Below are 20,080 nucleotides of genomic sequence, written 5' to 3'. Positions count from 1 at the left end.
ATATTTACTAGCTTTATTTTTTGCGATTACGAATTAATAAATAAAGAAAATAAGGAGCGCCAATAGCAGCAGTTACAATCCCACAAGGAAGTTCGATAGGTGCAAATAGTGTTCTTCCTAGCAAGTCTGCCATCACAACAATCACTCCCCCCAAGAGTGCGGAAGTAGGAATCAAGCCTTCATGGGTCGCACCTACCAACTGTCGTCCTAAATGGGGTGCGATTAAACCAATAAAACCAATATTTCCGGCGGTGGCGACTCCTGCACCTGCTAAGGCTACACCTACCAGCACGAGTAAACCACGTTGCCATTCCACTTGACTACCTAAACTTTTGGCAACATCATCTCCTAAGTTAAGAGCGTTCAAATGCCTTGCTAGTGTCAAAGCCATTGGCACAAAAATAATTAACCAAGGTAACAAAGAAAAGACTTGCTCCCAAGTCCGGCCGTAGACGCTCCCAGCTAACCAAACCAAAGCATTGCTAACATCAGAAATTTGGCCAAAGGTAATCATCAAGCTGGTTATGGCACTGGCGATCGCAGACAAGCCAACACCCATTAAAATTAATAAAATCGGAGAACTACCGTTATTCCAAGCCAGCGAGTAAATTAAAATCGCCATCAGCAATGCACCAGCAAAGGCTGATAAAGGTAAGGTATAAATCGCTGCTGATGGAAATAATACAATTACTGCAACTGCCGCCAAGCTCGCCCCAGCATTGATGCCGATAATACCTGGGTCAGCCAATGGATTGCGTGTCAATCCTTGAAAGATCGTGCCAGAAATTGCCAGCGCCACTCCCACCATAAAAGCTACAAGGGTGCGGGGTAAACGCAGATTCTGAATCACGAATGGATGGTCTGGGTTTCCTGTATCTAAACCCAATATAGTTTTCACGATATCCCAAGGCGAGATTGGATATTCACCCTGCCCTATATTCATCACCATCGCCACTGCGATCGCTACTGCCAAACATAACAGTATGACTGGTACACGTCGGTCGGTGCGGAAAGATATCGCTTGGGAACGAATGACTAGCCAATCAAAACTCATTTTTTCACCTTTGACTTAGCTAGGTAGACAAAAAAAGGAGCGCCAACTATTGCTGTCATTACACCTACAGGTAACTCCTGTGGTTTAAACAATATACGGGCAGCAATATCTGCAACCAACAGTAAAATAGCACCCAAAACTGCACAATAAGGTAATATCCAACGATAATCGGTTTTAATGTAAAATCTCACTATATGGGGAACGACTAAACCAATGAAGCCGATTGGCCCTGCAAGGGCAACGGAACTTCCTGCTAGTAAAACTACGCTGATAGCGGTAAATATTTTGATCCAAGCTGTCTGTTGACCCAAGCCTTTAGCGACATCTTCACCTAAACTCATAGTGGTAATTTGTCTGCCGAGGGTAAAAGCTAATACTAATCCCATACTGACGAAAGGCAGTAGTAGTAAGAATAAATTAAAATCTCGACCAGATAGTGAACCTGCTAACCAAAATCTCACTTGTTCGAGTGTTTGTTGACTGACAATGAGGATACCAGTGGTGAAGGAAGAAATCAGAGCAGTTAACGCCGCTCCCGCTACCGTCAAATTCAGTGGGGTGGCTCCTCCCCGTCCCAGAGAACCAAGAATGTAAACTAACACTGCTGTTAATCCCGCACCCAAAAAGGCCACAAGAGCGTAAATACTTGGGGATGAACTGCCAAAAACAAAAGTTGACACAACGACAAACAGGGCGGCTCCTGACTCAATACCTAAAATACCTGGGTCTGCTAAGGGGTTTCTTGTCAAACCCTGCATCAATGCTCCCGATACCGCAAGGGCTGAACCTACAACAATAGCAATTAGCGATCGCGGTAATCTCACGGTCTGAATAACTAAGCGATCGTAGGAACCATCAGAAGCTATAAAAGATGTCAAAATTTTGTCTAAAGGTATTTCTGTTGCACCTAGCGTCACACTGTACACCAAGCAAATTAGCAGCATACATAGCCCTAAAACCAGACCAAATAAGGCTGATGTTTGTGGCTGTTTCAATCCTCTAGGTGAGACTGTAGTCGCTTTTATCATGATCCTGCCGTAATTTGAAAATATGGCGTTGCATAATTGCGGGATGATTTTACTAGTTTTGTGGGATGGGCCGAAAAGCCCGTCCCTTGTATTTCCGGGCGGGCAGGATGCCCACCCCACAAGAATCATCCCTTGATTCAGCAACGCCTATTACGCTCTGCTTGGCTAGTTGTTTTTTCAATAGATAATATCAATATTTCACAGTATTTTGCTCGTCGAATTGATAATCTTTCTTGATAAATATATAGATTACATGATTGTGTAGCCTTTTAGCCATTTTTTAAACGGAATAAAGGATACTGTCACAATTTTGATATTATTTCTCAATAAAATATTATTGTTAGATCGACTTAAATCTGCTATAACTCTCTTTATCTAGTAGTCTGCCAACCCAAAAATGCGCTTGTGAGGACTGGGGAAAGGGTCAGGGGGAAAGAAAAAACCTTTAACCTAAACCCAGTAACCTTTTCCCCAAACCCAATTCCGAGTTAAAAATGCACAAAGCGAGCAGTATTGACTAAACGTGAGTTCGACGGCTCTAAAAACCCCACTTCCATTCCTCTCCCTCACAGGGAGAGAGGCTTTGAAACCCTAATTTTTTCGTTGTCAACTAAAAATATTGCTGCCCCTCTCCGCCTCGGAGAGGGGTTGGGGAGAGGTTCATCGAACTCACATTGACTAAAGTCCTGATTACGAACTTACTAGTAAATCAATTTGTATTAATTGGATAATACTCCTGCAATACTCGTCAATTCCATAATTTTCTCAAACTGAAAATCATGAGCTAAATTCTTGATAAAATTTTGCAGTACAGCATTTTCTGAAGGGATTTGCTCAATTAATTCTAAAATCAGGTCATCACTACATTGAGCTGCGGCAGTATATAACTGTTTCACCCATTCAGGGGACATTTCAGATAATAGAGTTACTAAATCTGTGAGTGTCAACATTGATTTTGGCTTTTGTTGCTTTAGAGTTGTTAGCTGATAGCTTTCCTCTTGATAAATATATTGAACTCCCAAATATTCGCTCAATTTTTCTAGTAATTCTTCCTCGCGAAAAGGCTTGTTAATATAATCATCGCAACCCGCTTTGATTATTGCCTCTCGTTGTTCCTCAAAAGCATTAGCAGTTAAGGCAATAATAATTGTTTTCCAATTTGGAATTTGGGATTCGGTATTTTGGTTTGAGGTTTCTTCTTTGGTTTTAATAAGTTTTGTGGCTTCGTAGCCGTCCATAATTGGCATCCGCATATCCATTAAGATTAGATGTGGTTGCCATGTTTGCCAAAGTGCGATCGCTTCAATGCCATTTATTGCTTCTTGGACTGCAAAACCGATAGATGTCAGAATTTTCTTTAACACTAAACGGCTGTCTGTGGAATCATCAACCACTAAAATACGGTATTCGCTTTGAGCAGGCGCTAAACTAATAATTTGGGGTTTAGTTTGTTCAATCTGGATTTCGCTGGCTATGGCTAGACCAATTTGAATATCAAAAGTAAATTTACTTCCCTCGCCAATAGTGCTGGTGACGCTAATATCTCCTCCCATTAGTTGCACATATTTGCGGCTAATTGCTAAACCTAGTCCTGTTCCCTGTTGCGATTTTCTTCCGGTTTCAGTTTGCCCAAAAGCTTCAAAGAGCAAATCAATTTCTTGTGGGGCAATACCGCGGCCAGTATCTTGTACCTCAAAGGTTAGGAATTGAGCATTGGGCACTTGTACTGAGCGACTTGTGCCGAGCGAAGCCGAGGTAAGCCGATGTATTGGGCATTGGGAAAGAGGAGGCAGAAGTTCTTTAATTTTGAATTTTGAGTCGCACTTTTGGTGCGCTTCTAGCGCAACTTGAATTTTGAATTGATTTCTCCCCTGCTCCTCTGCTCCCCAGTCCCCACTCCCCATCCCCACCCGCAGCGTTACCCTGCCAGTATCGGTAAATTTGATTGCATTTCCCAGGAGGTTAAGTAAGACTTGACGCAGTTTACTTTCATCAACTTGGATGTATTGGGGAAGGTGAGATGTATATTCAAAGATTAATTCCAATCCTTTGGAGGTGGCGCGGAAGCGCAACATCTCTTCGAGGTTTTCCAAAAGGCGAATTAAGTCAAAGCTGTTGAGATTTAAGGTTATTCTGCCAGCTTCGATTTTAGACATTTCCAAAATGTCGTTGATTAAATTCAGGAGATGTTCGCCAGCACGATTGATGATTGCTAGATTTTGCTGGTGTTCAGTTGATAAATCGCGATCATGGCTCATGACTTGGGTAAAACCGAGGATGGCGTTAAGTGGAGTACGCAGTTCGTGACTCATGTTGGCCAAGAATTCGCTTTTGGCACGATTAGCAGCATCAGCAACGATCACAGCTTCTTGCAATGCTTGTGACTGCCTTTGAGTTTGCGCTAGCAATTGTGCCTGCTGTAAAGCAACACCCAACTGATTGCCAATTTGAACTACGATATTGACTTCTCCTGGTTTCCATTGGCGGGGATCGGAATTTTGATAACTCGCCAGCAATCCCCAAAGCTGACTACCGTGTAAAATCGGAACAATAATGTAGGCTTTAGCCTGAAAGCGCTCTAAGAGGTTGATATAAGCAGAATGAAAATCAGCGTTGTAAATGTCTGAAACACAGATGAAACTTGCACCTGTGGTTACTTGCAGATCGGGATATTCCACCTGATTATCGGCGCTATCCAAAATTTTCGCAAGACAACGCCCATCTTGTAAAACACCTTCTGTGAGATGAGGATCGTTGTTGTGTTCTTCTATGAGAGAAATCCAACCGTTACCCACCGATTCCGAAACAAATTCGCCATTCCAGTTGGGATTGAAACGATAGACAACAACCCGATCGCAGTTTAGTACTTGGCGTAATTCTTCGGTTGTCGCTGCAAATATCGTCTCTAAATCCAGTGTTTGGCGCATTCTTTGAATCACTTGCGCGATCGCTCTTTCTCGCTCTGCACTCTCACGCAAGGCTTCTTCTGCCAATTTTCTCTCGGTAATATCAGTAATTGTACCGATGTATCCTTTAATTTCTCCATCATCTCTAAATTCTGGCAAAGCATGACAAATTACCCAGACAACTGTACTATCATCATGCAAAAAACGATGTTCGTATTTATAGGTTGACTTAGCAGCTGTTGCTTGATTCCATGCCAACAATAGCTGCTCGCGGTCGTCTGGATGTACGGCATTTGCCCAATGTGTTCCTAGAGAACTTTCTAAACTATATCCAGTAATTTCACTCCAGCGTTGATTAAAATATAAAACATTGCCATCCACATCAGTATGAAAGATACAAGCTGGTGAAGCTTCTGCCAGAAGTTGATATCGTTGCTGACCTGACTGCAAAGCCAGTTCTGCCAATTTGCGATCGTTAATGTCTGCCCAATAACCAACCCATTCGATCGGGGAATTCGCTTCGTCACGAATTAACCTCATTTCTTCGTAGAACCAGTGATAAGTTCTGTCAGCGTGTAACCACCGGTATTCATAAGAAATGTACTCCTGCTTAATAAGGTGGGAAAATTTTTCCGAGATCGGTTCAATATCTTGTGGATGGACGCGATCGAGCCAAAAACTGGAGTTACCGATAAATTTTTGCGCTTCATAGCCTACCATTTCTTTAATGTTTTCACTGATAAAAGTAATGCTAAAATCATCTGAGGTTTTGCTGCTATAAATGACTACAGGGCTAGAGGTGAGCAGATATTGTAGGCGTTCGTTGACTAAACGCAGTTCTTGTTCGACGTATTTGCGTTCGCGTAGGGCTGCATGTAGTTCGCTAATTTCTACTAAAACTGTGCCAACACCAGAGGGGCGATCGCCTTCACCAACAATCGGAAAATAAGAAGCTAAGAAGTGGCGGATAATATCTGGTTGTTTGATTGATGTGCTGCTTAATTCTTGATTAATAATCGGTTGACCAGTTATCAGAACTTGTTGATAAATTGGTTCTACTAAAGGAGCGATGTCGGGTAAGACTTCATGGATGGTCTTGCCAATATGAGCTTGCTGGGGTAGTCCATTAATCTCCGCCAACAGTTGGTTAATTTGCACAAATCGCAGCTGTTTATCTACAATATTCATGCCGACAGGAGCGCTGCTAAAAAAGGCATTGAGACGAGCTTCTCTGAGCGCTAATTCTTGTTCTAAAGTTTTGCGCTCAATCAACCCACCCAATTGAGCCGCAACAGCACTGACTAGCAAGAGCAAACGCCGATCTACCAATACTGAGCTACGTTTAAAAAACACTAAAACAGCTAATACTTGGTTCCCAGCCAGTATGGGAACACCAAAACCAGCTTTTAATCCTACCTTGGCGGCTTGTGGCGATCGCCAGAAAACTGGTTCTGTAACTTTAGAAACATCTTTTATCCATTCTGGTTCTTGACTCTGCCAAACTCTTCCTGGTAATCCCGCTCCCAGAGCAAATTTCAAAGTTTGGCTTTGCTGGCAGAATTCTTTTAAGCTGCTCTGTTCGCCGTACCAGCTTAAACTGTGTTTTAAAAAATTCCCATCTTCATTAGGTATCCAGGCTTCACCAAAATCCCAGCCAATGGTGTGACAAATTAAGCGCAAGACCACTGCTAAGGCGCTGTTGACATCGCTAGCGCGAGTGATAGCTTGGGTTGTCAACAGCAACAAACGGCTTTCATTTTCTGCCTGTTTGCGTTCAGTAATATCTTTGGCGGTTCCCAGTACGTACCATTGCCCATCAATCTCGATCATTTCTGCACTCAACAGTGTTGTTTTAATTTCTCCTGTTGAAGTGCAGACATCAATTTCATAGTTGCGGATGGCTTTTGCTTGTTGCAGAATGTGGATGAGAAAATTATATTCTTCTGGATTCACCCAAATATGCAATTCTTCATCGGTGCGATCGAGCACTTGAGAGCGAGAATAACCAAAAAACCGACAAAAGCTGTCGTTTACTTCGATGTAGCGTTTGCCCTGAACAGTAATTAAGGCTATTGGATCGGGAGATGACCGGAAAGCTGATGCTAACTTTTCTTCAGAAGCCCGTCGTGCTGCTTCTGCGCGTTGGCGTTCTTTTGCCTCCAATACCAAAGATACTAAATTACCCAGAGAGCGAGCGAAATTTTGGTCTTCTAGCGTCCAATGATGAGTAACTTTCACTGCCTCCAAACATAAAACTCCTACGGTCTTTCCCTCTAGCCTAATAGGTGTATAGAGGATAGAGGTGATGTTTAATTTTGAGTAAGAGGCAGAAAATTCTTTAATTCTGGGATCGGTATGAGCATCATCTGCGGCGATTGATTGGTTTTGCTGCAAAGCTGCAAAATAAATTGGATAGTCTGCCACTGATAAGAAAAGTCCTTCGCTATGTTGATTGCGACTGCCCTCAAATAGATCGAAACACTGGATTTTTATATCTGTTGCGTCATACAGCCAGACACTAGCTCTTTCTACGCCAATATTTTTGACAGCTGTTTCTGTGATTTTACCCAAGGCTGCTTTCAAATCACCCTGATAAAGTATTTGATTTTGTGCCAATTGTGTGAGTACGAGATTATGATTGCGGAGCTTAATCGCGCTTTCTCGGAGTAATTTTTCTACTTCTCGACGCTGCGTAATATTACTAGCAGTGCCAGTCATGCCTATAACTTGACCGTCTTCGTTGCGTAATGCGATCGCATTTAACATTAGATAAAGTAAAGTACCATCTTTAGCGACACAGGTAGTTTCATGCTGAAAGATAGACTTTCCCTGAAGAACACGCTCAAAGGCTACTTTATCTTGAGCAACTTGTGTCGGTGAGATGAAATCAATTAAGGCACGCCCGATCATTTCTTGCGGTTCGTAGCCATAAATCTGCTTGACTGCTGGATTGACAAAGGTAATTAGTCCATCAATGTCCACCGACCAGATCGCGTCCTGGGATGTCTCCACTAAAAGCCGATACTGACTTTCACTCTTCTTCAAGGCGGCTTCGACTACCAGACGTTCGCTTTGATAAACTTCTCTACAAAAGGCTTTGCTAATGCTAACGGGAATTTCTTTAAAAATATCTTCTATTTGTCTGTCGCGAATATTTAACTCAACTGTAAGCCTTTGACGCTCTTTAATTTCCTGTTGCAGTTGGGCATTTTTTTCTTTTAACTGTTTTTTCAGTCTTTGGACATTGAGTTGATTTTGGACGCGTAATAAAACTTCTTTAGTTTGGAATGGTTGAGTTATATAGTCAATATAGCTTAAATTTAAGGCGCTTATTTTTTCAAAATAATCATCGAAAATTCCGAAAAGAATTATCGGAATATCTTGAGTTTTATCGTTAGCTTTCAAATATTGACATACTTGATAATCATTTTTGTCGATAATGAGAACATTTAGCAAAAGCAAATCTGGGGGAGAAACGAGTGCTGTCTTGATTGCCAATTGCCCAGAAATCGCACTTTCTACCTGATAACCTTGGTGTTGAAGGATGTCTGATAAAAAATGTAAATTCTCTAAGTTGTCATCAACTAATAAAATTTTTATTTTTTGAGCATCCATATCAGTTACTAAGTTAATTTTCAATCAGAAAGAATTTCTGGAATAAAACTGAACATGAAATCAGAAAGCAAAACTCTGTCACCAGATTGTAAATAAAATCATCGTCGCTTACAAGCATACTTCAGCGCTGGGTGTATAGAAAAGTTGCAGATAAACCAGGATAACTGTTTATATCATGTCCGCTTCATTACTTAATTAAATCCGAATAATCCCAAACAGCCAATAGCTACGGTGTATATACAAGTCCTAAAAATCTGGATTGATGAGGCTGACTCGTTCCCAGTCTCCGACTGGGAATGCATTAGACCTCTTGCATAAATCAAAAATAAGAAAGAACCCCACCCCGCCAAAGCTACGCTTTGTCTCCCCTCCCGAAGAGCGGGGAGGGGTTGGGGGTGGGGTGTTAGAGACTTTTGCAAGAGGTCTATTCATTGAGTCTCTGACTCAATGTCTAACTGGAGACAGCAGCCGCTAATCAGCCATTGCCATACTCTGTATGGGAACGAGATAAATCTGAGAACAATGGGAAATCGAGCTTTTTTCTACTTGTGTCCACACCGTAGCCCTTCGCGTTGGGGAGACGCCAAAAGCGTTAGCAAGTCTTCATACGGCAAGCTACGTCCAGCGTCTTTGTCAATCTAACCTTGAAATCGGGCTAGAGCTTCTGGCTACAAGCGAATTTAATTAAATTTACATTACATAATATAGTTTAATTTACGATCGCCTACTTCTTTGACATTCAATATTCTCAAGCTTTTCATCCGTTTTTTGTTTGATACGGTAAATCCAACCTATAACTGTACGGTTTACCCAACTATTTTGAGATTCTTCTTTTATTAAATTACTTATTACCCTGAAGAAACAAAGCAAATAAAACTCCTCTCTAAAAAATACCTCTAAAACTTTGTTTGATTACCCAAGATTGAATTAGAAAGTTAAGGAGAGATTGAAATATGGCACTCATTCGTTGGGAACCATTCCGTGAAATGGAAATTCTGCGTCGTCAAATGGATCAACTATTCTCCGATCTGACAGTAGCCGAGCGCGATAACTCCGAGATTTCTGGATCGCTAAGAACAGCGTGGGTTCCGGCGGTTGAATTACATGATAATGGTTCAGAATTGCTATTAAGAGTTGAGATTCCAGGTCTGGAAGCTAAAGACTTGGATATTCAAGTTACTCAAGATGCAGTTTCGATAGCTGGTGAGCATCGTTACGAAAAACATTCCCAATCTAACGCTAAAGTTCATTCGGAATTCCGGTATGGCAAGTTCGCGAGAGTAATTCCTCTGCCAACCAAAGTTCAGAATCAACAAGTTAAGGCAGACTTGAAAGATGGGATTTTAATTTTGAATTTACCTAAACTGGAGCAAGAACAAAGCAAAGTCTTTAAAGTGAATTTAGGCCAATCTCAAAGTGCTACAGCTTCTATAGAAGCTGGCAATGGCAACAACTAACCCAACATAACATCACAGCAAAGTGTTCCAACTGCTTGAGAATATGTTCTATTTTCTCATTCAATGATTCCTATCTCTCTGGAATAGGTAAATTTTGATAGAAACCCCAGCTAAACTTATCGGCTGGGGTTTTTATTGTTTTTTTACTTAGCACTGTTGCGATAATACCAATTCTGTATCAAGATGCACATGAAAAACCCTCTTGTTAATCCTCTGATGCTTTGGGAGACGATGTAGCCGGGGGTAAAGATATGCAGCTTCACGAAGAAACGGTATCAATTTAACAGAGGGTGCTATTCCTCTTGTACATCAACCCAAATATTGCCTTCTTCAACACGAATCGGAAATACTGGCAATGCTTTTGGTTGTGAAACCAACGAGAGTACCTTACCTACACCAGGTGGCCAGGCACACCATCCTTGTACTTCACCAGTCCGCAGGTCAAAGGCACTGCGATGGAAGGTACAAACTATTGCCCCACTTTCAGTGATTTTCCCACTTTTCAACGGTAATTTTAAATGAGGGCAGTTGTTATCTACAGCATAAAGCTGACTTTCGTGATTCAAAAGCAAAATTTTTCGGTTGCCAACTTTCACCACTTCTCGCGCACCAGGGGAAAGTGCTTCGACTGCAAGAACTTTAGTCCAACTCATTAGGTTCTCCTCTTTTAATATATCTGCTTACAGTTTCCCGCAATAGTGACCAGTGCGATCGCCTTTCAATACCGGAGAGCCGAGAATGTCTACAACGGGCTTTGTCTAAGATTCTAAAACTATAAAATTTTACAAAAAATTCCAGCTTTATACTGAATAAAATTATTTCTGGGTAAACTAAATAAAGCGTTTACTATCTATGTATCACAAGGCTTATAGCTGAAAAATACAATTTTGAGGAATATAAAAAATGATTAAGACAAGTTACGAATTTGACCAGTCTATCCTCGCCGCCGGATCTTCATTAAAGACAAATATTCTGCTACGTTTTCGTGCCGACATAGCTAAATCTCCTCGACGTAACCTTAACCTTTCGCTTGTAATTGACCGTTCCGGCTCTATGGCAGGCGCTCCCTTGCATCACGCACTCAAAGCCGCTGAGTCTGTGGTAGAGCGACTTGAGCCAGATGACATTCTCTCAGTAGTTGTTTACGACGATGAAGTGGATAGCGTTGTGCCACCCCAGTCTGTGACTAACAAAGCCGCACTGAAAAATTCCATCCGCAAGGTGAGAGCAGGCGGTATTACCAACTTATCGGGGGGATGGCTCAAAGGCTGCGAACACGTGAAGACGCGACTCGATCCCCAAAAAATCAACCGCGTTCTCCTGCTTACCGATGGTCACGCCAATATGGGCATTCAAGACCCCAAAATCCTGACGGCGACAGCAGGGCAAAAAGCTGAGGAAGGCATTATCACAACTACGTTAGGTTTTGCTCAAGGTTTCAACGAAGACTTGCTCATTGGAATGGCAAGGGCAGCCACGGGCAACTTCTACTTCATTCAAAGCATTGATGAAGCAACTGAAGTGTTTAGTATTGAGCTAGATAGTTTAAGAGCAGTAGTGGGACAAAACCTCAAGGTGACACTTGAATTGGCAGATGGTGTCAGCCTGGTTGATACCTTAAGTCTGGCTAAAGTTAGCCAGAATGACGCTAGTCAAGCTGTCATCACCTTGGGAGAGCTTTACGAGGATGAGGACAAACTTCTCGGTTTGAGTCTGGGGATATCAAGCGCTCAAGTTGGCGATTTACCTGTGATGAAACTGCATTACAGCGCCGATGTTGTGCAAGATGACCGCATTCAAAGCGTTTCCGGTACTATAGATGTCGTCGCCAAAGTTGGCACTGTTGAGGAAGCAGCTTTTGCTGCTACAAGCCATATCATTCTAGAACTGAGTCGCCTTACCATTGCTAAGGCCAAAGAGACTGCCCTTAATCTCGCTGAACAGGGCAAGCATCAGGAAGCTGAACAAACCCTGCGGGCGCTCGTGAAAGATTTGCGAGATCAAGGCTTGAATGAGAATTTTGAAATTGCTGAAGAAATCGATCAGCTGGAATATTTCGCCAGTCGGATCGCTCAAAAAGCTTTAGGCAATGCCGGACGGAAAGAGATGCGAGATCAGACTTACCAAACGATGACGCGCAATCGCAGCGATTTGGTGGGTCGCGGTGTCACTACTGGCGATGAAGTGTACGCCATGCCCACTGTGAATGAAGTTGGTTCAGGTGTTGAATTGCACTGCGTTCGTGAAGGGGGTAAACTGCGGGTCAAGGTCATGTCTGAAGGCTACGATCCAACCAAGAACATCCAGTTTCCTCGTGCCATTCGTGCCGAAGGGGCGTGCTATGTTGTTGAAGGATTGGAACTCTCAAGCGATCGCACTTTCTATCGGGTACGTGGTAAAATCACCCGTTTTGCTCAACCCGGTGAAACAGATATCTTCGTTGCCCCTAGACAATCCAATCGAGCTAACACAGGTAAAGCTTCCAAAGGGCCTGCCAGTGCTGCCGATCTGCCTACAACTGACAGCGTCGGGGACAGCATTTTAGTTCAGTGTGTCAAAGATGGCAGCAAACTACGTGCTAGAGTGGTTTCCGACGGATATGAACCGGATTGGAATATGCGTTTTCCGCGATCGGTGCGCGAGGAAGGAATGCTTTACGTCGTTGATGAAGTCAAAACCGCACCAGATGGCAAATCTTATATTGCCTGTGGTGAAATTAAGCGATTTGTCCAACCCACTTGAATTGAGGAGCGGGGAGCAGGGGAGAACGGGAGGCAGGGGAGGCAGGGGAGGCAGGGGAGCAGAGGAGAAGTTGCAGTAAGCTTATTCCCCTCTGCACCTCTGCCTCTTCTAATGCCCAATCCTTAAAATATGCCAAGTAAATATGCCTTAGCTGACTGAGACTGTCAGGATCAAAGAGTAAAGAGTAAAAGGGAATCTATTTTGACTTTTAACTTTCTCCTTTTGTTCAACTTTCCACAACGGGAGGTTTAATCTTGACTAAATTGAAAGTTGGTATCAACGGTTTCGGTCGAATCGGGCGACTTGTACTTCGCGCTGGCATCGATAATCCCAACATTGAGTTTGTGGGTATTAACGATCTAGTACCACCAGATAATCTCGCTTACCTATTAAAGTACGACTCAACCCACGGTCAATTAAAGCATAAGGTTGAAGCCAAGGAAGACGGCATCCTGATTGACGGACATTTTATTCCTTGTGTGTCGGTGAGGAATCCAGCAGAGTTACCTTGGGGAAAATTAGGTGCAGATTATGTCGTGGAAGCTACCGGACTCTTCACTGATTATGAAGGAGCTGCAAACCACCTAAAGGCAGGTGCAAAGCGAGTGGTAATTTCCGCTCCCACCAAAGATCCAGATAGAGTTACTACCCTGTTAATGGGTGTCAATCATCAACTGTTTGACCCTAGCAAGGATATCATTGTCTCCAATGCTAGCTGCACTACAAACTGTCTAGCTCCCATAGCTAAGGTCATTAATGATAATTTCGGGTTGACTGAAGGGTTGATGACCACAGTCCATGCTATGACTGCGACTCAGCCAACTGTAGACGGCCCCAGCAAGAAAGACTGGCGGGGTGGTCGAGGTGCATCCCAAAATATTATTCCCTCCTCCACAGGCGCAGCGAAAGCCGTAGCACTGGTTTTACCAGAATTGAAGGGCAGGTTAACTGGGATGGCATTACGAGTTCCGACTCCCGATGTCTCTGTAGTTGATTTAACTTTCAAAACAGCCAAAGACACCAGTTATCAGGAAATCCGTGCTGCGATGAAGGAGGCTGCCGCAGGTTCACTCAAGGGTATCTTGGGTTACACAGATGAAGAAGTAGTTTCCACAGATTTTCAAGGTGATACTCATTCCAGTATCTTTGACGCAGGTGCTGGGATTGAGTTGAATTCCAACTTCTTCAAGGTAATTGCCTGGTATGACAACGAGTGGGGCTACTCAAATCGCGTCATTGACCTAATGTTGTCTATGTCACAGAAGGAAAAACTCGCACCGACAGCGGCTGTGGTTTGATTAGTTTTTGGGCATGGGGCATTGGGGAGCCACTGCGGTCTTGGGGTCTCCCCAAGTGGAGCAAGTGGCGTCATGGGGCATGGGGCATTAATAATTAAGTTTTTTCCCCAGTCCCTAATCTCCAGTACCCAGTACCCAATTTGGGATTTGGGTGAAATGGTAAATACTCCGAAAACAAAACGGAACCTAGTATTTTTATTTAGCAAACCAGTGATATGAAGCACGTGTGAATTTGGATGTTTTGTGCGATGTCTACGACGGGCTACGCCTATGCTCAATGCATCCAAATTTGCAAGTTACTCCTCAACCCCCAATCCCTATGCGTCGAACCAAAATCATTTGTACTGTTGGCCCGGCTACATCTGCACCTGAAAAGCTGCAATCCTTGGTAAAAGCTGGAATGAATGTGGCACGGCTGAATTTCTCCCACGGAGCTTATGAATTCCACGCCCAAACGGCTCACTATCTCAGGCAAATTAGTACTGAGTTGCAAAAGCCGATCGCGATTATGCAAGACTTATGTGGCCCCAAAATTCGCTTGGGAACTTTACCACCGGAAGGTTTGGACTTAGAAGCTGGTACTGAAGTTACCTTTGTTTTGCAAGAAAAGGGTGAGAGTATTGACGAACTACCCTTACCATTGCCGACTTTGTTCGCAATGGTGCGACCTGGCGAACCGATTTTGATTAATGATGGTCGCGTCAAGTTAATTGTTACCGATCGCGATGCCGATCGCATTCGGGCACAAGTTAAAATCGGCGGGCTAATTTCTACGCACAAGGGAGTAAACCTGCCTCAAACTCCTTTACCTGTAAGTTCGATCACCGAAAAAGACTTGCTGGATCTGCGCTTTGGGATTCAGTTAGGTGTAGACTGGGTAGCGGTATCCTTCGTGCGATCGCCACAAGATTTAGAACCCGCCAAGCGCATGATTGAAGCCGCTGGCGCTTCGATTCGCTTAATAGCCAAAATCGAAAGAGCAGAAGCTGTAGAAAACTTTGACTCTATTCTGAACGTTGCTGACGCGATTATGATTGCCCGTGGTGATTTAGGGGTGGAAGTGCCAATTCACGAAGTACCCCTAATTCAAAAAGAGATTATTCGCCGTTGCAATCGTGCTGGCAAGCCAGTGATTACAGCCACCCAAATGCTAGAGTCGATGATTAGCGCCCCCGATCCCACCCGCGCCGAAGCAACCGATGTTGCTAACTCTATCTTGGATGGAACAGACGCAGTAATGCTTTCTGGTGAAACAGCTGTCGGACAATATCCCATCGCCGCCGTCGAGATGATGCACAATATAGCCGTACGGACAGAACAAGCTCTAGATGAGGGTAGCAAACACGCTTGGTGTCATGAAGCAGGCAGTCTGAGCGTTACCGAATCTGTGGCAGAATCCGTGTGTCGCATCGCCTATGAAACTGGCTCACGGGCAATTCTTTGTAACACTACATCAGGAAGTACGGCGAGAATGGTTTCTAAATATCGGCCGACTTCTCCGATTATTGCCCTAACCTCCGACATCACCGCTTACCGCCAGCTAGCACTTTCTTGGGGTGTGGAGGCTTTGCTGATCCCACCAGTCCACAATGCTGAAGAGATGTTTACCAATGTGGTGAACACAGTTGTAGACATGGGTTTAGCGAATAAGGGCGATAAAGTAGTAATTACCTCTGGTGTTCCAATTGGTAAATCAGGAACAACTAGTTTAATCAAAGTGCATTCCATTGGACAGCCAATTTCGGCATAAGGCACTTAGAATAGGGCTGTGGCTGAAGATAGTAAGCAAAATTGGGCAACGATCAAGAAAAATTGCCAGAATCAGAATTGAAGGAAGAGTAAAAAGTGTAAAGAACTGGGGAATAAGTAAATCCTGTAACAAACATCACGGAGTATTTTATGTCTAAGAATTTACTGGAACAATTGCGACAAGTGACTGTTGTAGTCGCAGATACAGGGGATATCCAGGCAATTGAAAAGTTCAAACCCCAAGATGCTACCACCAATCCTTCGCTGATTACTGCTGCGGCACAAATGCCAGAATATCAGGAAATTGTCGATCAAACTTTACTCCAAGCCCAGAAAGATGCTGGAGCCGGAGCCACCCAAACACAGATAGTTTCTCTGGCTTTTGACCGTTTGGCAGTTGCCTTTGGATTAAAGATTTTGCAAATCATTCCCGGTCGCGTGTCTACGGAAGTGGATGCTCGTTTGTCTTACGATACCGAAGCTACTGTAACTAAGGCACGGGAATTAATTGCTCAGTATAAAGCTGCTGGAATTGGCCGCGATCGCGTTTTAATTAAAATTGCCAGCACTTGGGAAGGCATTCGCGCTGCGGAAATTCTCGAAAAAGAAGGTATTCACTGTAACCTTACCTTGTTATTTGGTCTTCACCAAGCGATCGCCTGTGCTGAAGCTGGCGTTACTCTAATTTCTCCCTTCGTGGGCCGGATTCTTGACTGGTACAAAAAAGATACCGGACGCGATAGCTACCCAGCAGCCGAAGATCCAGGTGTTTTGTCTGTTACCAAAATCTACAACTACTACAAGAAATTTGGCTATAAAACTGAAGTTATGGGAGCTAGTTTCCGTAACGTTGGTGAAATTACTGAACTTGCAGGTAGTGATTTGCTGACCATTTCACCATCACTTTTGGCTGAATTACAAGCAACCGTTGGAGAACTGCCACGTAAACTCGATCCTGCGAAGGTAGTAAACTTGTCAATCGAAAAGATATCCATTGACAAAGCCAGCTATGACAAGATGCACGCTGCTGACCGTATGGCAACTGACAAACTAGACGAAGGTATTAAAGGTTTCACCAAGGCACTAGAAGACCTTGAGAAACTTTTGGCAGACCGACTAGTTCGCCTGGAAGGAGAGGTAGTGGCAAGCCATTAGGGATTTCCAATTAAAAAACATCCAAAGTAGTAGCGTGTCAAGACTAAAATAGTGCATTAGCTTTACTCTTGTGGGATGGGGGTCTCGCCCGTCCGGTGCGGGCTAGAGAGCTTACACTACAAGAAAATTTATTGCAACATTTAAGGCTTGATATCATGTCCGCTTGATTGCTTATTAAACCCGAAGAACCCCACCCCGCCAAAGCTATGCTTTGTCTCCCCTCCCCGCCTGCGGGGAGGGGTTGGGGGTGGGGTTCTTTTCTTATGGGTAATTTGGCGGACATGATATGACTCTTTTAATCCTCGTGGTCATCGAACGGATCGTTCAATTCCTTGCTAGGAGGGCCAAAGGAGGTATAAATCGAAATTCCTGTGATGGCAATCACCACGGCAGCCACAGAAATGCTAAGAACTATTGCGGGTTCCATAATTGAGAGATAGATGATGAGTGCTATTCTTATAGAATATTACAGAAGATTAAAAAAAGCTTTGGCAAGTAATCTTAGGTGAACTATGGCACAAAGGACTAGGTTGGGAGATATCCTGAAACCACTTAACTCTGAGTATGGAAAAGTGGCTCCAGGTTGGGGTACTACCCCTGTGATGGCTGTTTTTATAGGGCTATTTTTCGTGTTTCTGCTGATTATTCTGCAACTTTACAATAAAACACTGTTGGTTCAGGATGTATTTGTCGATTGGCGCAGTTTAGGACGCTAACACATACACGAGCGAGCGAGTTTGGATAACAAGTTAAGTTACACCCGGTTCTTCCGGGTTTTTTTGTGAGTTGCGATTTCCGACTAGACTAACTATATATGTGAGTTTTTGTAGTGGTTTTAGAGTTTACAGGAGACAAAAAATGAATATATTTGGTATTGGTCTGCCGGAAATGGCTGTAATTATGGTAGTAGCGCTGTTAATCTTTGGCCCAAAAAAGCTACCAGAGATCGGTCGGAGTGTGGGCAAAACAATTCGTAGTTTTCAAGAAGCTTCCAAGGAGTTTCAAAACGAGTTTCAAAAAGAAGCAGAACAGTTAGAAGAAGTTGTACAGACTACTGCTGAATTGGAACCTAAGCAAATCCACCCTGCTAAATCTGAGCAGGATACCGCTAGTTCTTCCCAACCTAGCTAGTAGTTTGTCGAGTTCGTAGTAAGGACTTTAGTCCTTATTTTCTAAGCACTAAAGTGCTTACTACAAACCCTTCATTACTAGTAGTCTGGCAACCTAAAAATGTTAAGTGGAGGTTGGGTAAAGGGAAAAGGGACTCATGGTAAGGGATAAAAAACCTTTACCCTTTACCCCTGCCCCTTTACCCCTGCCCCTTTACCCCACCAAGTTGCCAAGGCGTACTACTAGAAGAGTGATGAATATCAATTGACTGTAGACAAAATGACAGAAGCTGTTACGCAACCAGCTTTGGTAATTCCGCAACTAATCGTCGGGTTAGGGAATCCAGAAGCTAAGTACGACCAAACACGCCATAATATCGGTTTTGCTGCTTTAGAAACTCTCTCTCGTTCTTGGCGCATTTCCTTAACAGAAAACCGCAAGTTTCAAGGTGAGTATGGCGAGGGTATGGCCCCAGGTGGAGGTAAAATTCGCTTGTTGAAACCGTTAACTTATATGAATCGCTCAGGACAAGCAATACAAGCGGTGACAAGTTGGTATAAATTGCCGCCTGAGTCAGTGTTGGTGATTTATGACGATATGGATTTGCCTTTGGGAAAAACTCGTTTGCGCTTATCTGGTTCGGCTGGGGGACATAACGGTATGAAAAGTGCGATCGCACATCTTAGTACCCAAAACTTTCCCCGTTTGCGAATCGGTATTGGTAAACCCAAAGATGCAGCTAATAACGATGATTCTGGTGCTATCTCTCATGTGCTAGGGCGATTTTCCGCTGCCGAAAATCAGCAGATGTCTCTTGTACTTCAGTTCGTAGTTGAGTGTATTGAACTAAGTCTCAAGCAGGGAGTAGAAAAGGCGATGAATGTTTGTAATAGCCGCACAATTAATAATTCTGAGTCTTAGGGCTGGATGAATACTATCCTATCAGCTGATTAAAGAAAGCTAACCGATGTTTAAAGGCGCTTATTTTGGTTGATGGGCAGCGATTTTAGCTTGCTCCATCTAACCAAGATAAAGTCTCTAACGCGCTCTACGTATAGGAAAAGTAACTTATTTACACCCTAATTAGCGGTGCGGCAGACTTTGCTTAATATTTGTATGAATAATGGCGCAAGCGCTATTGCCTGTTTTCGGTCATAACCTCAAGCAATGCCGATATCACACCAAATAGGTTTATTTAAAACGTCTTGTGCGTCTAGCTGCCACTGCCTTACGTTTGCGTTTTTCTATTGGTGTTTCAAAGTGCCGATGATATTTTACATCAGCTAATATCCCAGCTTTGGAAACCTGGCGTTTAAACCGACGCAAAGCTGAGTCTATTCCTTCGTTCTCTCCTAGAACCACCTGGGTCATTCTTGCCTTTTCCTCATCATCAATAGTTTCCATTCTAATATTACCCTCAACCTTAGTAAAACCCCTCTGAGCTAAAGTCACAGTTAAGAGGCTATTTGTCCGGCTGAGGCGGGTTATGTGTACTTCTATCTCGGAAAATCGTTACTTAACTAAAAGTTAATCTAAGTGCCCTAATGCACTCTCAGAACCAATAGAGAAGATGAGAAAATTATAATACTAAATTTTTTTGGCTTTACTATGAACTAGCGAATAATGTAATCTTAGCTACTAAGGTAGATGAGTCAATCTGACTATATTTACAGATTTTAAAAGTTGATTCTGCCCTCATTTAGTAATTTATATCCAGCGGCTAATGCTGTAAAAGCAACTATGAAATTCCATAAGCTAGTTGGCTGTAAAATAACTCCACCGCTTAAGAAAACTAGTACTATACCAATGCCTAGAAAAATCCATCCTAATACCAATTTTTTATAAAGCTGCATAGAATTCGATCCCCCCTAACCCCCCTTAAAAAAGGGGGAACCGGAAAAACATCTATCAAAGTCCCCCTTTTTAAGGGGATTTAGGGGGATCAAGATATGTGCAACTTCACATT

General features: G+C 43.2%; 15 protein-coding genes. 8 read left to right on the top strand and 7 right to left on the bottom strand.

What is annotated here, in order from left to right; all coding sequences use genetic code 11:
- Positions 1 to 13: 13 nt before the first annotated feature.
- The 3 genes from RMY32_RS28280 to RMY32_RS28270 all read right to left on the bottom strand — a co-directional run bounded on the left by RMY32_RS28280 (position 14) and on the right by RMY32_RS28270 (position 8,603).
- Positions 14 to 1,054 (bottom strand): iron ABC transporter permease, encoded by a 1,041-nt coding sequence (locus tag RMY32_RS28280; RefSeq protein WP_322711380.1) that lies wholly within the window; start codon positions 1,052 to 1,054, stop codon positions 14 to 16.
- Entirely contained in the window at positions 1,051 to 2,082 is a 1,032-nt protein-coding gene (locus RMY32_RS28275) for an iron ABC transporter permease (RefSeq protein ID WP_322697378.1), read from the bottom strand. Before RMY32_RS28275 ends, RMY32_RS28280 begins: the two co-directional genes overlap by 4 nt.
- A 719-nt stretch (positions 2,083 to 2,801) precedes the next feature.
- Positions 2,802 to 8,603 (bottom strand): PAS domain S-box protein, encoded by a 5,802-nt coding sequence (locus RMY32_RS28270; RefSeq protein WP_322711379.1) that lies wholly within the window; start codon positions 8,601 to 8,603, stop codon positions 2,802 to 2,804.
- A gap of 953 nt (positions 8,604 to 9,556) precedes the next feature.
- Here RMY32_RS28270 and RMY32_RS28265 point away from each other — a divergent pair.
- On the top strand, positions 9,557 to 10,060 hold the full coding sequence (locus RMY32_RS28265; protein ID WP_322711378.1) for an Hsp20/alpha crystallin family protein: 504 nt from the start codon (positions 9,557 to 9,559) through the stop codon (positions 10,058 to 10,060).
- A 293-nt stretch (positions 10,061 to 10,353) separates the two neighbouring features.
- Here the strand turns inward: RMY32_RS28265 and RMY32_RS28260 are convergent, their stop codons facing one another.
- A complete protein-coding gene (locus RMY32_RS28260; RefSeq protein WP_322711377.1) occupies positions 10,354 to 10,713 on the bottom strand; it encodes a Rieske (2Fe-2S) protein in 360 nt (119 codons plus the stop codon).
- A 250-nt stretch (positions 10,714 to 10,963) separates the two neighbouring features.
- On the opposite strand from RMY32_RS28260, the gene RMY32_RS28255 reads away from it, so the two are divergent.
- The 4 genes from RMY32_RS28255 to RMY32_RS28240 all read left to right on the top strand — a co-directional run bounded on the left by RMY32_RS28255 (position 10,964) and on the right by RMY32_RS28240 (position 17,004).
- Complete coding sequence (locus RMY32_RS28255; RefSeq protein WP_322711376.1) at positions 10,964 to 12,802, top strand: vWA domain-containing protein; 1,839 nt, start codon at positions 10,964 to 10,966, stop codon at positions 12,800 to 12,802.
- Between the two features lie 254 nt (positions 12,803 to 13,056).
- A complete protein-coding gene (gene gap / locus RMY32_RS28250; protein WP_322711375.1) occupies positions 13,057 to 14,100 on the top strand; it encodes a type I glyceraldehyde-3-phosphate dehydrogenase in 1,044 nt (347 codons plus the stop codon).
- A 319-nt stretch (positions 14,101 to 14,419) separates the two neighbouring features.
- The gene (gene pyk, locus RMY32_RS28245) at positions 14,420 to 15,850 is read left to right on the top strand and encodes a pyruvate kinase (RefSeq protein ID WP_322711374.1); all 1,431 of its coding nucleotides are present in this window, start codon (positions 14,420 to 14,422) and stop codon (positions 15,848 to 15,850) included.
- A gap of 149 nt (positions 15,851 to 15,999) precedes the next feature.
- Complete coding sequence (locus RMY32_RS28240; RefSeq protein WP_322711373.1) at positions 16,000 to 17,004, top strand: transaldolase; 1,005 nt, start codon at positions 16,000 to 16,002, stop codon at positions 17,002 to 17,004.
- A 295-nt stretch (positions 17,005 to 17,299) separates the two neighbouring features.
- Here RMY32_RS28240 and psbN read toward each other — a convergent pair whose 3' ends face one another.
- Positions 17,300 to 17,431, bottom strand: coding sequence for a photosystem II reaction center protein PsbN (gene psbN, locus RMY32_RS28235; RefSeq protein ID WP_322674202.1), 132 nt, complete (start codon positions 17,429 to 17,431; stop codon positions 17,300 to 17,302).
- Positions 17,432 to 17,516: 85 nt separating this feature from the next.
- Here psbN and psbH point away from each other — a divergent pair, with 85 nt between their 5' ends.
- The 3 genes from psbH to pth all read left to right on the top strand — a co-directional run bounded on the left by psbH (position 17,517) and on the right by pth (position 19,035).
- A complete protein-coding gene (gene psbH, locus RMY32_RS28230) occupies positions 17,517 to 17,720 on the top strand; it encodes a photosystem II reaction center phosphoprotein PsbH (RefSeq protein ID WP_322674201.1) in 204 nt (67 codons plus the stop codon).
- A 142-nt stretch (positions 17,721 to 17,862) separates the two neighbouring features.
- The gene (locus RMY32_RS28225; RefSeq protein WP_094348881.1) at positions 17,863 to 18,135 is read left to right on the top strand and encodes a TatA/E family twin arginine-targeting protein translocase; all 273 of its coding nucleotides are present in this window, start codon (positions 17,863 to 17,865) and stop codon (positions 18,133 to 18,135) included.
- Between the two features lie 258 nt (positions 18,136 to 18,393).
- Positions 18,394 to 19,035: an aminoacyl-tRNA hydrolase gene (gene pth, locus RMY32_RS28220; RefSeq protein ID WP_322674211.1), complete on the top strand. Its 642-nt coding sequence runs from the start codon at positions 18,394 to 18,396 to the stop codon at positions 19,033 to 19,035.
- A 270-nt stretch (positions 19,036 to 19,305) separates the two neighbouring features.
- Here pth and rpsU read toward each other — a convergent pair whose 3' ends face one another.
- Both rpsU and RMY32_RS28210 read right to left on the bottom strand, forming a co-directional pair.
- Positions 19,306 to 19,485 (bottom strand): 30S ribosomal protein S21, encoded by a 180-nt coding sequence (rpsU, locus tag RMY32_RS28215; protein WP_069073049.1) that lies wholly within the window; start codon positions 19,483 to 19,485, stop codon positions 19,306 to 19,308.
- 305 nt (positions 19,486 to 19,790) lie between these two features.
- Complete coding sequence (locus tag RMY32_RS28210) at positions 19,791 to 19,967, bottom strand: hypothetical protein (protein ID WP_322711400.1); 177 nt, start codon at positions 19,965 to 19,967, stop codon at positions 19,791 to 19,793.
- Positions 19,968 to 20,080 lie beyond the last annotated feature (113 nt).

Source organism: Nostoc sp. ChiSLP03a, from assembly GCF_034531215.2.
Lineage (GTDB): Bacteria > Cyanobacteriota > Cyanobacteriia > Cyanobacteriales > Nostocaceae > Nostoc.
This window is presented reverse-complemented; position numbering and strand designations above follow the sequence as displayed.

Bases quoted from the DNA above. Each gene is read 5' to 3' on its own strand.
- pth (WP_322674211.1), top strand. From the start codon at position 18,394: ATGACAGAAGCTGTTACGCAACCAGCTTTGGTAATTCCGCAACTAATC.
- RMY32_RS28260 (WP_322711377.1), bottom strand. From the start codon at position 10,713: ATGAGTTGGACTAAAGTTCTTGCAGTCGAAGCACTTTCCCCTGGTGCG.
- RMY32_RS28240 (WP_322711373.1), top strand. From the start codon at position 16,000: ATGTCTAAGAATTTACTGGAACAATTGCGACAAGTGACTGTTGTAGTC.
- psbN (WP_322674202.1), bottom strand. From the start codon at position 17,431: ATGGAACCCGCAATAGTTCTTAGCATTTCTGTGGCTGCCGTGGTGATT.
- RMY32_RS28280 (WP_322711380.1), bottom strand. From the start codon at position 1,054: ATGAGTTTTGATTGGCTAGTCATTCGTTCCCAAGCGATATCTTTCCGC.
- RMY32_RS28270 (WP_322711379.1), bottom strand. From the start codon at position 8,603: ATGGATGCTCAAAAAATAAAAATTTTATTAGTTGATGACAACTTAGAG.
- RMY32_RS28275 (WP_322697378.1), bottom strand. From the start codon at position 2,082: ATGATAAAAGCGACTACAGTCTCACCTAGAGGATTGAAACAGCCACAA.
- RMY32_RS28210 (WP_322711400.1), bottom strand. From the start codon at position 19,967: ATGCAGCTTTATAAAAAATTGGTATTAGGATGGATTTTTCTAGGCATT.
- RMY32_RS28265 (WP_322711378.1), top strand. From the start codon at position 9,557: ATGGCACTCATTCGTTGGGAACCATTCCGTGAAATGGAAATTCTGCGT.
- RMY32_RS28255 (WP_322711376.1), top strand. From the start codon at position 10,964: ATGATTAAGACAAGTTACGAATTTGACCAGTCTATCCTCGCCGCCGGA.
- rpsU (WP_069073049.1), bottom strand. From the start codon at position 19,485: ATGACCCAGGTGGTTCTAGGAGAGAACGAAGGAATAGACTCAGCTTTG.
- pyk (WP_322711374.1), top strand. From the start codon at position 14,420: ATGCGTCGAACCAAAATCATTTGTACTGTTGGCCCGGCTACATCTGCA.
- psbH (WP_322674201.1), top strand. From the start codon at position 17,517: ATGGCACAAAGGACTAGGTTGGGAGATATCCTGAAACCACTTAACTCT.
- RMY32_RS28225 (WP_094348881.1), top strand. From the start codon at position 17,863: ATGAATATATTTGGTATTGGTCTGCCGGAAATGGCTGTAATTATGGTA.